We start from the raw sequence: 14171 nt of genomic DNA, 5'->3' as shown, positions 1-14171 counted from the left end.
GCAACGGCCCGCGCGACGCGTGTATTCAATGAATGGGAGGCATGCATGGTGACCACATTCTCATGGCGTCAACCGCGTAGCTGGAGCCTGCTGCTGCTCTGCCTGCTGCTGACGGGTTGCGCCACCCGGGTGATCTACTACTGGCTCGACTCGGCCATCGTCTGGCAACTGGACGACTACTTCTCCCTGGACCGCAGCCAGAAGAAGCTGCTGGACCAGGAGGTGAAGGGGCTGATGGCCTGGCACCGGCAGCATGAGCTGCCCATCTATGCCCGGGATCTCGACGCCCTGGCCAAGGCGGTGGCCAGCCCCATGAGCCCGGCCCAGGTGACCCTGCATCTGGACAGAACCCAGGCGAGCCTGACCCGTACCCTGGAGAACGCCATTCCCCGCACGGTGCGCCTTGCCAAGACCCTGACCGACGAGCAGGTGGCTCGCTTCATGGCCGATAGGGTGAAGCGCCAGCAGGAGCGCCAGCACGATTTTGCCACCCAGTCGAAGGCCGAGATGATCAAGGGCTTTCGGGAGAAGATGAACGAGCGCCTGGTGTTCTGGATTGGCAAGGTGAAGCCGGCCCAGGAGCCCCTCATCACGCAGTGGGCCGAGTGGCAATACGAGATGATGGCCCCCTGGCTCGACTTTCAGGAGGCCTGGACCAAGGAGCTGGATCGGCTGATGAAACAGCGCCAGAGTCCGGATTTCGGCCAGGAGCTGACCCGCTTGCTCCAGCAGGGGGACGGCCTGATGGATGGCCGCTTCACCGGCTACACGGACCAGTCCCGCCAGCGTACCATCCAGTGGCTGAGCGATCTCAGCCACTCCATGGATCTCTCCCAGCGGGCCCACCTCTACACCCTGCTCAAGGACTATGCCGAGGACTTCGAGGCCATGACCCGCAGCCGCTGAGGACGCGGTGAGACAACACAAGGGCAGCGGGCACTGGGCCTGCCGCCCTTGTTCTTGTGGGGCAGGCTGTGGTAGCTTGCCCTTTCTATTGTGTGGGAATTAACTTGTGAACCTGACCGACAACGTGAAACTGGCGGCGATGACCCTGCTCATCACCCTCGCACTGTTGTTCTCTACCCTCTCGGTGGAGGGGGTCAAGGTACCTGCGTTCCAGCCCTCGGCCCAGCAGGCCCACTCGCTGGCGGAGGGGGCGGCGCCTGCCGACGCAAGCCCGGCGGCCCACCGCGTCAGCGGCAGTGACGATGGCATCGTCAAGTTCGTCGGCTCCCACCAGAATCACCTGCTGCGCCTTGAGCACTCCCTGAGCCGCGATCATCAGCCCGGCAGCGTGGTCTACGAGCTGGTGATGAGCTGGTCCCAGCAGGCGATCCTGCTGCTGCTGTGCGGCCTGCTGTTCTATGCCGCCCTCTTCTACCCGGGGACGAGCTTTCGCGATCACTTCGCCGGCATTCACAGGCGCCGCCTGCAGCGCCGGCATCTGCAGTATCGCTTCGCCCAGAGCTTCCTCGCCTGATCCCGATGGGGTCAGCTTGCCACCTGTTGCCTCATCTTCTCTCTGTTGCTGTTCACCTTCAGTGAACGGCTAGGCTGTCTTGTTTCATTTTTTGCACGGTGCGACGTCGCGTCGCCCCCTGCCATCGCCTGACAGAGGCCGATTTCATGAGAAAAAAGAGTCATACCGTGTTGAACCGCATGAGCCTGTGGCAGTACGCCCTGTTGCTGCTGATGCTGGTCACGTTCGCGTTCTATTCCCTGCCCACCTTCTTCGGTGAGCAGCCCTCCCTCGGTCTGCACGGCCAGTCGCGCCTGAGCGACGCGCAGCGCACCCTGCTGGCCGAGAACCACATCGACCCCCTCAAGCAGATCGCCCAGGGTGGCCGGATAGCGCTGGTGTTCGCCAGCCAGGGGGAGCAGCAACTGGCCAAGCAGTTGCTGGAGCAGCAGGGGCTGGACAGCGCCGCCCTGACCCTGGAGTTCTACTCCAACGCCCCGGCCTGGATCAGCCGGCTCGGCGCCGATCCCATCAAGCTCGGGCTGGACCTGCGCGGTGGCTCCCAGCTGCTGATCGGGGTGGACGTGGATTTTGTCATCGACAACCAGACCAAGAACCTGGTGGATACCCTGCGCACCCGTTTTCGCGAGGCCAACCTGCGCGGCGCCAGCGTGATGCGCACCGCCCAGGGGAGCGTGGCCGTCACCCTGCCCGACGTGACGGGGCAGGAGGCCTGGCTCTCCATCATCAAGGAGAGTGCCGGTACCCGCCAGGATCAGTGGACACTGAGCCGCTCCGGCAATGCACTGACCCTGGTGCTGAGCGACGCCGAGCGCACCTTGCTGGTGAACAACGCCGTGACCCAGAACCTGTCGATCCTGAAAAAGCGGATCAACGAGCTCGGCATCGTCGAGGCCTCGGTGGTGCGTCAGGGGCAGGACGGCATCCGCATCGAGCTGCCGGGGGTGCACAACCCCAAGCAGGCGAAAGAGGTGATCGGCGCCACCGCGTCCCTGGCCTTCTATGAAGCCAAGGCCGACAGCCGCTTTTTCATGGCGGATCGCAGCGGCCAGGCAGTGGGGCTGGCCCGCCAGCCGGTGCTGAGCGGCGAGCACATCGTCGATGCCCGCGCCAACATGGGGGAGATGGGGCAGCCCCAGGTCAACATCGTGCTCGACACCCTGGGGGGGAGCAAGATGAACCAGTTCAGCCGCCAGCACGTGGGCAAGCCCATGGCCACCGTCTTCACCGAGTACAAGACCAACGCCGAAGGCAAGCTGCGCGCCCGAAGCGAGGTGATCAACGTCGCCACCATCCAGACCGCCCTTGGCAACCAGTTCCGCATCACCGGGATTGGCAGCCTGCCCGAGGCCCAGGAGCTTGCCATGCTGCTGCGGGCCGGGGCCCTCACCGCGCCGCTGAAGATCCTGGAGGAGCGCAGCATAGGCCCGACCCTGGGTCTGCAGAACATCGAGGCGGGCTTCACCGCCCTGGCGTTCGGCATGGCGGGCATGATGCTGTTCATGATGGCCTGGTATCGCAAGTTCGGCTGGGTCGCCATCACGGCGCTGGTTGCCAACCTGCTGATGCAGGTGGGCATGCTGGCGGTATTGCCGGGGGCCGTGCTGACCCTGCCGGGGATCGCCGGTCTGGTGCTCACCGTCGGCATGGCGGTGGATACCCATGTGCTGATTTTTGAGCGGATCAAGGACCGGCTGCGGGAAGGGGGTTCGTTGGCCAACGCCATCGACTTTGGTTATCGCTCGGCGTTTCGCACCATCTTCGATGCCAACATCACCACCCTCATCTGCGCCGTGGTGCTCTATGCCATCGGTTCCGGGCCGCTGCAGGGCTTCTCCATCACCCTGATCCTGGGGCTCATCTCCAGCATGGTGACCGGCATCTGGGGCACCCGCGCCATCATCAACCCCCTGTGGGGCAACAGCCGCGCCAAGCTGCTGAGGGTATGACCATGAACCGACTTCATCACCATGACGCCGCGCCCGTGAGTCTGCATGACCTGCGCACCGACCGCTTCCTGCCGGGAAGCCTGAACCACCTGACGTCGAGGGAAGAACAATGCTGAGAATGATCCTGGCCATGGGGCTGACCCGCTGGCGCTATATCGGGCTGTGGGCCTCCGTGCTGCTGACCCTGGCCTGCGTGGCCATCCTTGCGACAAAAGGGCTCGCCCTCGGGCTCGATTTCACCGGCGGGATCCTGCTGGAGTTTCGCATCCAGACCCTGAAAGAGGCCCATGAGCTCAATGCTCTGCTGACGGCGCCCCTGGCGGGGGTGGTGGAGCTGCACGGCGCCGGTGTGCCCGGCGAGTGGCTCATCAAGCTGCCCCCCCACGCGCTGCCCTGGGCGGCGGAGGATCTGGCGACCATGCTGGGGCAGCAACTCGCCTTGCCGGTGGAGCTCTTGCGCACCACCATCGTCGGGCCCCAGGTGGGCGCAGAGCTGTTCCAGCAGGGGATGCTGGCGGTGCTGGTGGCCTCGCTCGCCATCTCCGCCTACCTGGCGGTGCGCTTCGAGTGGCGCCAAGCCATCGGCATCCTGGTGTCGGTACTGCACGACGGTCTGGTGGCCATCGGGCTGCTCGCGCTCTTTGACATCGAGTTCGACCTCAACGTCATCGCGGGCCTGATGGCGGTGATAGGCTACTCCCTCAACGACAGCATCGTCATCTCGGACCGGTTGCGGGACTTGCTGGGGTCTCGTACCCGCATGGGGATCCACGAGTGCTCGGACGTGGCCATCAAGGCCACCTTCAGCCGCACCATGATCACTTCGGGCACCACCCTCTTCACCGTGGGGGCCCTGCTCCTGTTCGGTGGCGACGCCCTCTACGGCTTCTCCTTCACCCTGTTCGCCGGCATCCTGGTGGGGACGCTCTCCTCCATCACGGTGGCCTCCACCGTGCAGGAGCTGCTGGGGCTCTCCCCCCAGGCCTACCAGAAAAAAGAGGAGGAGCTGGCCGAGGCGGCGTGACCGGCGAGCGCCCTGTCACGGGGCTCATGGGCGGCCAGTGCGGCCGCCCCGGGCAAAAAAGGAAGGCGAATGCCTTCCTTTTTCCATTCTGCCAGAGGGGGGCGGCGGTCCCGAAGGCCGGGTTGGGGCGGCGGGTGTGACGCGGCCGAGCAGAAGTTGAAAAGTGTAATGAAATGCATGTTTTAGGCGCTATTTTCGGGGCCCGCATCGGCTACCCTGGCAGGGAGTCTATGGATGGAGTAAGCACTCATGAATATCGCTCGTCGGCTTCAACTCATTGCCCTGCTGGTCATGCTGGCCCTGGGGTGTCTCAGCTGGTTCAGTATCAGCAGACTCTCCTCCGCCAATGCGGATCTCAGCTATGTAACAGACAACACAGTCCCCAGCATTTCCACGATCAAGGAGATACAAACAGACTTCTACGCCCTGCATTCATTGATCCAGGCGCACGTGCTCAACACCGACGACGGCAAGATGAGTCAGATAGAGCAGAGCATTGCATCCCTTCACACCAAGATGGACGCCCTGCTGAGCCAGTATGAAAGCGGGATGATCTCCAATGAGGAGGACAGGCAGCTCGTCGCCGATGATCGGCGCCTGGTTGCCCAGTACGGCAAGGCCTCTGAAGACGTCCTGCGCCTGTCCCGCGAGAACAAGAATGTGGAGGCCAGAGAGGCGATCGACAAGGAGCTTGCCCCCTTGTTTGAGCAGCTTTCCCAGGCCATCGACAAGCACGTCCACTTCAACATCCAGCAAGGTGACGCCGTCAAGCTGCGAGGCGAGCAGAATGCCGATAGCAGCATGCAGGCCCTGTTGTTCATCTCGGTGGGCGCGGGTGCCCTCACGCTGGTGCTCTTTCTCTGGCTGTTCAGGCAGGTCGCCAATCCCCTCCGTCTGGCCATGGCGACCCTGTCCGAGATCCAGCGCGACCTGAACTTCACCCTGCGGGCCAATGTGAGCCAGCAGGACGAGATCGGCCAGACGCTGACGGCGGTCAACCGCCTGCTGGACACCTTGCAGCAGACCTTCACCGAGTTCTCGGTGGGCAGCCTGCAGATCAAGAGCACGGCAGAGTCCCTCTCCCAGGCGGCCCAGCACATGGCGGAGTCGGCGAGTCAGGCCAATGACGCCACCAGCCTTATCGCCGCCGGGGTGGAGGAGATGAGCGTGAGCATCACGGACATCTCCCAGCGCACCCAGGAGACCAGTCGCATCACCAATGAATCCGGCAAGCTCGCCAGTGACGGCGGGGCCACCATAGAGCGCACTGTGCTCGCCATCAACGACATCGCCGACGCCATTCGTCAGGCCTCCCGCGATGTGACGGCGCTGGGGGAGGGGATCTCCCGCATCGGTGGGGTGGTGAACGTCATCAACGATGTGGCGGGGCAGACCAACCTGCTGGCGCTCAACGCCGCCATCGAGGCGGCGCGGGCCGGTGAGCAGGGACGCGGCTTTGCGGTGGTCGCCGACGAGGTGCGCAAGCTGGCGGAGCGGACGGCCCAGTCGACCCAGGAGATCTCAAGGACGGTGGAGGCTATCCAGCAAGGGTCCGAGGCCACGGTGGCCAGAATGGTCCTGGTGGAGGAGAAGGTGGCGCAAGGGGTGGCCATGGCGACGGAAAGCGGGGCCATCATCACCCAGATCCGCCAGGCCTCCCATCGCGTCATGGATCAGGTCGGCGAGATCACCCTGGCCATCCGCGAGCAGACCTCGGCGGCGGAATCCATCGCCCTCCAGGTCGAGCAGATAGCCCAGGTGGTGCAGCAGACCAGCAGCACGGCGGAGGAGACCTCCGCCGCCGCAGAGGAGCTGAACGTGACCACGGAGAATATCCACCAGCAGATCTCCCGCTATCGCATCCAGTGATGCGCGGATCGGTTGTTCTCTCCCCGCCATGCCCATGGCGGGGATTTTTTTATGTCAGAACCCCGAACCGGGCTGTTGCAGGAAGGCGGCCTCTTCCTCCGTGCTCGCCCTGCCCAGGATGGCGTTGCGGTGGGGGAAGCGGCCAAAGCGATCGACGATCACCTGGTGGCGGCGGGCAAAGTCGGCAAACCCTTCGAAGGTGGCCCGGGCCGGGCCTGTGGCCTGCTCGTCGGCCAGCGCCTCGAACAGGGCGACGCTTCTGGCCTGCTGTTCTCTGGACTCCGCGTGCTCGAGGGGCAGATAGAAGAAGACCCGGGCCAGCGGCGAGAGCCCCTTGTCGACCCCGAGGGTGAGCCCCTTGAGGCACAGCGCCCTGGCCTTGTCGTCCTGGGCGAAGGCGGCGGGGGTGTGGCGGTGAAGGTTTCGCGGCAGCTGGTCCAGCAGCAGGATGAGGGCCAGGCGCCCTGCGGGATCGCCCTCCCAATGGGCGAGCTCGCCCGCTGCGGCACGGGCCGCCAGTTCGCCGAAGCGTGAGGCCAGCAGGGCATCGGTCTCGCTGCTCTTGCCCCACCAGAGGGGGGCCTGACGGGCGGCACGGGGAGCGTCGTCTGCGTCATCGCCAAACCAGAAATCGAGCAGAGGTTGCCAGGGTTGCATGGGAACTCCTTGGGCCGGTGGCCGTGAAGTGAAAACGGAGCAGGGGATCTGCCATGGGGGGCTGCCGCCGTGGCGGCTTCCCGTTACACTGTGCCATCTTTTGCCCCAAAGGGTGATCCCCGGATGGGCCAGTGATCCCCTGACCCCCTCATCACCCTGACCGGGGCAGCCCGGATGTGTCCCACTCAATAGAAGGAATGCCAGATATGGCCGGAGCCAGTTTGTTGACCCTGCTCGATGATATTGCCAGCGTGCTCGATGATGTCGCCCTGATGACCAAGGTGGCGGCGAAGAAGACGGCCGGGGTGCTGGGGGACGATCTCGCCCTCAATGCAGAGCAGGTCTCCGGGGTGCGGGCCGAGCGTGAGCTGCCGGTGGTGTGGGCGGTGGCCAAGGGGTCGTTTCGCAACAAGCTCATCCTGGTGCCTGCCGCCATCGCCATCAGTGCTCTTATCCCCTGGCTCATCACCCCGCTCCTGATGCTGGGGGGGGCCTACCTCTGTTTCGAGGGGGCGGAGAAGCTGGTCCACAAGTTCCTGCCCCACAAGGAGGAGGCGCATCAGGCGGCGCCGGTGCCCGAGGATCTGGCGGCCTATGAGCGCCAGAAGGTGAAGGGGGCCATTCGCACCGATTTCATCCTCTCGGCGGAGATCATCGTCATCGCCCTCGGCACCGTGCAGGGGTCGAGCCTGGGCCTGCAGATCGCTGTGGTAACGGGCATCGCCCTGCTGATGACCGTCGGGGTCTATGGCCTGGTGGGGCTCATCGTCAAGCTCGACGACATCGGCCTGCACCTGCTGCAAAAGCCCGATGGCGGCGCCGTGCGCCGGGCGGTGGGGCAGGGGCTGCTGGTGACGGCGCCCCGTCTGATGCACCTGCTTGCCCTGGTGGGCACCATCGCCATGTTCATGGTCGGCGGCGGTATTCTGGTCCATGGCTGGCCCTTCCTCCATCACCTCATCGAAGGGACGGCGGGCACGGTGGCCGCCCTGCCCGGGGTCGGCGGGGTACTGGCCGTGGTGACGCCCACCCTGCTGAGCGCCCTGGCAGGCGTGGTGGCAGGGCTGGTGCTGGTGGTGGCCATGACCCTGGTGAGCAAGCTTCAGCCCGCCAAATAGGTCGCTTGTCGGGGGAGGGCCGACAGGGGCCGTCGCACCCGGGGGCGCTCTTCTGCTGGTTGCCTCGAATGGGGGCTAGGCAAGTGCCTGGCCCCCTTCGTACTATCCGGTTTCACCCGCCCGCAGAGGCGGGGTGACCCGATATGGACGCAAACAGACAAGGACAACCATGGAACCACCCGTTTGGCGAGATGCTCACATCTATGCCGCCCCCGACGATCCTGCCATCGAGGACGCCTTCCAGGAGGCTTCCCGCGCCCTCACCCGGCTTGACGCCCTCCTGGCGGACCTGCCGGATCCCGCCCATCCCGTTGCGGATGCCAATGCCCTGCGCCACCTGTTGCGGGCCATCCGCCGCGAGGCCAACGGGGTGAAGACCCTGGCCTGGAACAGCCAGGTCTATGGTTACAACCGGCTGAGCCAGAACGGGCGCGACGAGGAGGCCCGGGTACTGCTCTCCCGGGGCCAGCAGCTGGAGGCGATCCTGGCCCAGCGCAGCAAGCCGGTGGACCTGTTCTGGGTTCGCGCCCCCGAGTCACTGGTGCGCACCCTGCTGCAAGACCCCGAGCTCTTCGAGCTGGCCTACCACATCCATCACGACAGAGCGCTGCAGGATCAGTGGCTTTCGCTCGAGAGCGAGCAGCTCATCGAGGGGTTGGCGGTAGACGGCCTGCAGGGGTGGGGGGATCTCTACGACAACCTGGTGGGGCGGCTGCTGCCGGTGGTGGAGGGGGTGCCCATGGGGCTTGCCCAGGCGGACAACCTGCTCGCCCACCCGGACAGGGCGCGGCGCGCCAGTGCCTGGCACGCCATCCAGGGCGCCTGGGAGGCGGAGCAGGAGACGGTGGCCGCCATTCTCAACGCCATCAACGGCTGGCGCAACGAGCTCGGCCGCCAGCGCGGCAAGGGGCGCAGGCTGGATGCCCTTGAGGTCACCTGCCATCAGGAACACATCACGGGCGCGACCCTGGAGACCCTGATGGCGGCGGCCGGGGAGCACAGGGAGCTCGGGCGCCGCGCCTTGCGGGCCATGGCCTGTGCCCAGCAGATCACCGACTTCGCCCCCTGGGATCTCTTTGCCCCGGCGCCCCAGGCCGTACACGGCAAGTTCGGCTTCGAGCAGGCGCTGAATCTGGTGATGGAGGCCTTTGCCGCCTTCGATCCCGAGATGGGGGCGTTTGTCCGCATGATGGCCGACAAGGGGTGGATCGATGCCGCCCCGAGCGAGCACAGGCGAAGCGGCGCCTATTGCACCGAGTATGCCGATCCGCCCGAGCCAAGGGTCTTCCTCACCTTCGAGGGGACCATGGACAACGTCATCACCCTGGCCCATGAGCTCGGTCACGCCTGGCACAGCTGGTTGCTGCGGGATCTTCCCTTCGAGCAGCGGGGCTACCCCAAGACGCTGGCGGAGACCGCCTCCCTCTTTGCCGAGATCCTGGTGCGCGATGCCCTGCTGGCCGCCACCGACAAGGTGGAGCAGCGCCGGGCCATCGCCTGGTTGGACGGGGAGCGGGCCGCGAGCCTGCTGCTCGACATCCCCGCCCGCTTTGCCTTCGAGCGCGCTCTGGTGACGGCGCGAGAGGCGGGTTACGTGGGGGCGAGCCAGATGCGGGAGATGATGAAATCGGCGCAGCAGCAGTGCTATGGTGACGCCCTCAGCCAGTATGACGAGCTGTTCTGGGCCAGCAAGGGTCACTTCTCCATCGCCGAGTCCGGGTTTTACAACTACCCCTATCTGTTTGGCTATCTCTTCAGCCTGGGGCTCTATGCCCAGCATGCGCGGGCCGGGGGCGAGTTTGTGCCCGCCTATCGCGCCCTGCTGCGAGATACCGGCCGCATGAGCGCCGAGGCGCTGGTGGAGAAGCACCTGGGGGTCGACATCCGCGAACCCGGGTTCTGGCAGGAGAGCCTGCGCTATGTGGAAGAGGCGGTGGTGCGCCTCGAGCGGCTGGTGTGATGCCTGCCCGCGAAGGTGGTGGCTCTGGCCACCTGGATTTCACGACGGGCCAGGCCCGTCCCTGACGATGAGCGTTCGATGCAACAACGAGTCTATCCACAGCAGTGGCGAAATGATCACATCTACCCCTCCCTCGACAGCTGTGTCCTCGAGGCGGACATGAGCCTGGCCCGCGCCAGCCTGGCCGAGCTGAGCGGTTTTATCGAGGGACTGGCCCAGGTGCCTCGCACCCCAGGCGCCTTGCAGGACTTCCTCAGGGAGGTACGCCTGCGGGCCCGGCGCATTCGCGACATCGGCTGGAACATCGCCGTGCTGGCCGCCTGCAAGGGGAGCCAGGACACCCGGGATCCCCTCGCCAAGCAGGTTGCCTCCCGGGCCCGAGCCCTCAATGCGGATCTGTTCAAGACGCTTGCCCCCATCGAAGATCTGATGCTGGGGCTGCCTGCGCCCGAATTTGAGCAACTGATGGCCGACCCCCTGCTCGGGGAGGAGGAGTACCGGCTGCGCCACGAGCATCGCCTGCAGGATCAGCGGCTGCCGGTGGAGGCGGAGCAACTGGTCATCGGCCTTGGCACCGACGGCCTGCACGCCTGGGGCAACCTCTACAACGATCTGGTGGGCAAGATAAGGCTGGTGATCGCGGGTCGCGAGATGGGGCTGGCAGAGGCGAGCAACCTGCTCTCCAGCCCGGATCGTGCCCTGCGCAAAGAGGCCTTCGATGCCATCAGCGCCGGCTGGGAAGGGGAGCAGGAGACGGTGGCTGCCATCCTCAACGCCCTCAACGGCTGGCGCCTGGAGCTCTCGCGCCAGCGCGGCAAACACCGGCGCCTCGATGCCCTGGATCTCTCCTGCCACCAGAGCCACATCGAGCGGGCGACTCTGGATACCCTGATGGCGGAGACCTGGCAGGCCCGCCATCTGGGCCAGCGGGCCCTGGGGCTGATGGCCGGTCACCTCGGCCTCGAGGTGCTGGGGCCGGAGGATCTCTTTGCACCGCCCCCTGCCGCCAGCCGCCGGGAGATCCCCTTCGAGGAAGCGGTCGACATCATCGCCCTGGCCTTCGCGCGCTTTGACCCCGAGATGGGGGACTTTGCCCGCATGATGGCCGAGCGCGGCTGGATTGATGCCGCCCCCACCCCCAACCGGCGCACCGGGGCCTATTGCACCAAGTTTGCCGAGCCGGTGGAGCCGCGGGTCTTCATCGCCTATGCGGGCACCATGGACAACGTCATCACGCTGGCCCACGAGCTCGGTCACGCCTGGCACAACTGGCTCATCCGCGACTTGCCCATGAGCCAGCGCAGCTACCCCATGACGCTCGCGGAGACCGCCTCCATCTTCGCCGAGACCCTGGTGCGCAGCGCCCTCTACGAGCAGGCCCGAAGCGCCGAGGAGCGTCTGGCCATCGCCTGGGCGGATGCCGATGGCGCCGCCACCTTCCTGGTCAACATCCCGGCCCGCTTTGACTTCGAGCAGGCTCTGGTGGCCGAGCGTGCGCAGGGCTATGTGTCGTCGGCCCGGCTCAAGGCGCTCACCGACGAGGCCTGGGGGCGCTGGTATGAGAAGAGCCTCGACCGCTATCACCCCCTGTTCTGGGCCGCCAAGGCGCACTTCTCCATCGCGGGCTTCGGTTTTTACAACTACCCCTACCTCTTTGGCTATCTGTTCAGCCTCGGGGTCTATCAGCAGCTGATGAGCCGCCAGGCCGCAGGGGAGGAGGGGGTGGCGAAGGCCTACCGCGCTCTGCTGCGAGACACAGGTCGCATGAGCGCCGAAGAACTGGTCGAACGGCATTTGGGGCAGGACATTCGAAAACCCGCCTTCTGGCAGGGGAGCCTGGCCCTGGTGGAAGCGGCGGTGGCGCGCTTCGCCCAGTGCGGCGGTTAACCTCGCCAGACCCGGTTTGCGCCATGTCCCGCCGGGGCATGGCGCTGCCACAGCGGCCCCGACGCGCGGTTTGGTGGCCCGAAGGGGCGTGATCCAAAGCAAGAAAGTGGGATGTTTTGGTGGCGCAAGGCCCTGTCGCTGGGGTAGTTTCGATAGAACCGACACAGTTTTTGAGGTCTTGTCCATGATCATCTATCTGCATGGCTTTGATGCCACCAGCCCCGGCAATCATGAAAAAGTGCTGCAGTTGCAGTTTATCGATGATGATGTGCGTTTCGTGCACTACAGCACGGTTCACCCCCGCCACGACATGAGCCATCTGCTCAAGGAAGTGAAGAAGCAGCTCGACATGAGCACCGATCCCAAACCTCTCATCTGCGGCGTGGGCTTGGGTGGCTACTGGAGCGAGCGGATCGGGTTTCTGTGCGGCATCAAGCAGGTGGTCTTCAACCCCAATCTGCACCCGGAAGAGAACATGCAGGGCAAGATCGACAGGCCGGAGGAGTACGAGGACATCGGCACCAAGTGTGTAACCGAATTTCGTAATAAAAATTCAGGAAACTGCCTGTGCATCCTTTCCGTTCAGGATGAAATCCGCGATAATCGGGACACTGAACGTGAATTGAAGAACTATTACGACATCGTATGGGATGAGCGCGAGACCCATAAGTTCAAGAACATCTCGCACCATCTGCAACGGATGAAGGCCTTCAAAGAAGCCTGAGCCATCACGTCAACCGATTTCGTTTTAGGGAGCCAATGGCTCCCTTTCGTTTTGAGGAACCAAGGAAAATCATCATGATGAATATTGTCGTTGTAGGCGGTGGCGCCGGTGGTCTCGAGCTTGCGACCAGCCTGGGCCGCAAGCTGGGCAAGAAGAACAAGGCCAGGATCACCCTGGTGGATCGCAATCGCACCCACCTGTGGAAACCCCTGCTGCACGAAGTGGCCACCGGCTCCATGGATGCGGGCATCGACGCCCTGAGCTACCAGTCCCACGCCAAGAACCACGGCTTCGAATTCCAGCTCGGCAGCCTGACCGACATCAAGCGCGACGAGAAACGCATCGTGCTGGCCCCCATCCACGACGAGAGCGGCGCCCTGGTGGTCAACGAGCGGGAAGTGGCTTACGACATCCTGGTGATGGCCATCGGCTCCGTCTCCAACGACTTCAACACCAAGGGTATCAAGGATCACTGCATCTTCCTGGACAGCCCCTCCCAGGCACACCGCTTCTACAACAGCATGATGAACCGCTTCCTGCAGTTCGCCACCGAATACCAGCCCGGTGACAAGGTGAAGATCGCCATCGTCGGCGGCGGCGCCACCGGCGTCGAACTCTCCGCCGAGCTCTACAACGCGGTGGAGCAGCTCTACGCCTACGGCTTCAAGAACCTCACCACCGACAGCCTCAAGGTGACCCTGGTGGAAGCGGGCCCCCGCATCTTGCCGGCCCTGCCGGAGCGCATCAGCGGCTCCGCCCATCAGGAGCTGGTGAAGCTGGGCGTGGACGTGCGCACCGCCACCATGATCACCGAGGCCACCGCCGAGGGCCTGCACACCAAGGATGGGGAGCTGATTGAAGCAGACCTCATGGTGTGGGCCGCGGGCATCAAGGCGCCGGACTTCATGAAGGAGATCGCGGGCCTGGAAACCAACCGCATCAACCAGCTGGTGGTCCACGAGACCCTGCAGACCACCCGGGACGAGAACATCTTCGTCATCGGCGACTGCGCCGCCTGCCCGCAGCCGGACGGCAAGTTCGTGCCGCCCCGCGCCCAGTCCGCCCACCAGATGGCGACCCAGGCGTTCAAGAACATCCTGGCCAAGATGAACGGCGGCGAGATGAAGCCCTACCGCTACCACGACCACGGCTCCCTGGTCTCCTTGAGCCGCTTCTCCACCGTGGGCAGCCTGATGGGCAACCTGATGCGGGGCTCCATGATGGTGGAGGGCTACATCGCGCGCCTGGTCTACATCTCCCTCTACCGGATGCACCAGGTCGCCCTGCACGGCTACATCAAGACCGGCCTCATCATGCTGGTGGGCCGCATCAACCGGGTGCTGCGCCCGAGCATGAAGCTGCACTGAGTGCATGGCGGCTGCCGCTGCGAACATCAAAAAAGGAGAGGCTTGCCTCTCCTTTTTTTAGGTTCTTCGCGGGATCTTGGGGAAGTGGAAGTTGACAGACAGGGTGCTGGTAAACTGGCTGTCTCCAAACACACCA

The 14171-nt window shown here is 64.8% G+C and carries 11 protein-coding genes; 10 read left to right on the top strand and 1 reads right to left on the bottom strand.

Features of this window, described 5'->3' with window-relative positions; genetic code table 11:
• Window positions 1-45 precede the first annotated feature (45 nt).
• The 5 genes from PG892_RS10915 (at window position 46) to PG892_RS10895 (ending at window position 6322) form a co-directional block, all read left to right on the top strand.
• Window positions 46-906: a DUF6279 family lipoprotein gene (locus tag PG892_RS10915; protein ID WP_201894741.1), complete on the top strand. Its 861-nt coding sequence runs from the start codon at window positions 46-48 to the stop codon at window positions 904-906.
• A 106-nt stretch (window positions 907-1012) separates the two neighbouring features.
• Window positions 1013-1480, top strand: coding sequence for a hypothetical protein (locus tag PG892_RS10910; protein ID WP_201890940.1), 468 nt, complete (start codon window positions 1013-1015; stop codon window positions 1478-1480).
• Window positions 1481-1626: 146 nt separating this feature from the next.
• Window positions 1627-3429, top strand: a complete 1803-nt coding sequence (gene secD / locus PG892_RS10905; RefSeq protein ID WP_041212853.1) for a protein translocase subunit SecD — start codon at window positions 1627-1629, stop codon at window positions 3427-3429.
• A gap of 109 nt (window positions 3430-3538) precedes the next feature.
• Window positions 3539-4453: a protein translocase subunit SecF gene (secF, locus tag PG892_RS10900; RefSeq protein ID WP_174213908.1), complete on the top strand. Its 915-nt coding sequence runs from the start codon at window positions 3539-3541 to the stop codon at window positions 4451-4453.
• Window positions 4454-4702: 249 nt separating this feature from the next.
• The gene (locus PG892_RS10895; RefSeq protein WP_103858521.1) at window positions 4703-6322 is read left to right on the top strand and encodes a methyl-accepting chemotaxis protein; all 1620 of its coding nucleotides are present in this window, start codon (window positions 4703-4705) and stop codon (window positions 6320-6322) included.
• 54 nt (window positions 6323-6376) lie between these two features.
• On the opposite strand, the gene PG892_RS10890 is transcribed toward PG892_RS10895, so the two are convergent.
• A complete protein-coding gene (locus PG892_RS10890; RefSeq protein ID WP_125117211.1) occupies window positions 6377-6979 on the bottom strand; it encodes a DUF924 family protein in 603 nt (200 codons plus the stop codon).
• Between the two features lie 206 nt (window positions 6980-7185).
• Between PG892_RS10890 and PG892_RS10885 the strand changes: the two genes are divergently transcribed.
• From PG892_RS10885 to PG892_RS10865, 5 genes are all read left to right on the top strand, one after another.
• A complete protein-coding gene (locus PG892_RS10885) occupies window positions 7186-8097 on the top strand; it encodes a DUF808 domain-containing protein (protein ID WP_270825406.1) in 912 nt (303 codons plus the stop codon).
• A gap of 169 nt (window positions 8098-8266) precedes the next feature.
• Complete coding sequence (locus tag PG892_RS10880; protein WP_270825404.1) at window positions 8267-10057, top strand: M3 family oligoendopeptidase; 1791 nt, start codon at window positions 8267-8269, stop codon at window positions 10055-10057.
• Window positions 10058-10135: 78 nt separating this feature from the next.
• A complete protein-coding gene (locus PG892_RS10875) occupies window positions 10136-11944 on the top strand; it encodes a M3 family oligoendopeptidase (protein WP_270825403.1) in 1809 nt (602 codons plus the stop codon).
• Window positions 11945-12128: 184 nt separating this feature from the next.
• Window positions 12129-12668: an alpha/beta hydrolase YcfP gene (gene ycfP, locus PG892_RS10870; protein ID WP_005331594.1), complete on the top strand. Its 540-nt coding sequence runs from the start codon at window positions 12129-12131 to the stop codon at window positions 12666-12668.
• A gap of 74 nt (window positions 12669-12742) precedes the next feature.
• Window positions 12743-14035 carry an NAD(P)/FAD-dependent oxidoreductase gene (locus tag PG892_RS10865; protein WP_041215407.1) on the top strand — a complete coding sequence of 431 codons (1293 nt, stop codon included), beginning with the start codon at window positions 12743-12745 and terminating at the stop codon, window positions 14033-14035.
• The last annotated feature ends 136 nt before the right edge of the window (window positions 14036-14171 follow it).

The sequence above is a fragment of the Aeromonas sp. QDB68 genome (assembly GCF_027707405.1).
Lineage (GTDB): Bacteria > Pseudomonadota > Gammaproteobacteria > Enterobacterales > Aeromonadaceae > Aeromonas > Aeromonas caviae.
The sequence above is the reverse complement of the archived record's forward strand: the minus strand, read 5'-3'. Positions and strand labels throughout refer to the sequence as shown.

What these genes read in the sequence shown, in the direction of transcription:
- secF (WP_174213908.1), top strand. Translation starts at nt 3,539, where the DNA reads ATGCTGAGAATGATCCTGGCCATGGGGCTGACCCGCTGGCGCTATATC.
- PG892_RS10890 (WP_125117211.1), bottom strand. Translation starts at nt 6,979, where the DNA reads ATGCAACCCTGGCAACCTCTGCTCGATTTCTGGTTTGGCGATGACGCA.
- PG892_RS10895 (WP_103858521.1), top strand. Translation starts at nt 4,703, where the DNA reads ATGAATATCGCTCGTCGGCTTCAACTCATTGCCCTGCTGGTCATGCTG.
- PG892_RS10885 (WP_270825406.1), top strand. Translation starts at nt 7,186, where the DNA reads ATGGCCGGAGCCAGTTTGTTGACCCTGCTCGATGATATTGCCAGCGTG.
- PG892_RS10865 (WP_041215407.1), top strand. Translation starts at nt 12,743, where the DNA reads ATGATGAATATTGTCGTTGTAGGCGGTGGCGCCGGTGGTCTCGAGCTT.
- PG892_RS10880 (WP_270825404.1), top strand. Translation starts at nt 8,267, where the DNA reads ATGGAACCACCCGTTTGGCGAGATGCTCACATCTATGCCGCCCCCGAC.
- ycfP (WP_005331594.1), top strand. Translation starts at nt 12,129, where the DNA reads ATGATCATCTATCTGCATGGCTTTGATGCCACCAGCCCCGGCAATCAT.
- PG892_RS10915 (WP_201894741.1), top strand. Translation starts at nt 46, where the DNA reads ATGGTGACCACATTCTCATGGCGTCAACCGCGTAGCTGGAGCCTGCTG.
- secD (WP_041212853.1), top strand. Translation starts at nt 1,627, where the DNA reads ATGAGAAAAAAGAGTCATACCGTGTTGAACCGCATGAGCCTGTGGCAG.
- PG892_RS10875 (WP_270825403.1), top strand. Translation starts at nt 10,136, where the DNA reads ATGCAACAACGAGTCTATCCACAGCAGTGGCGAAATGATCACATCTAC.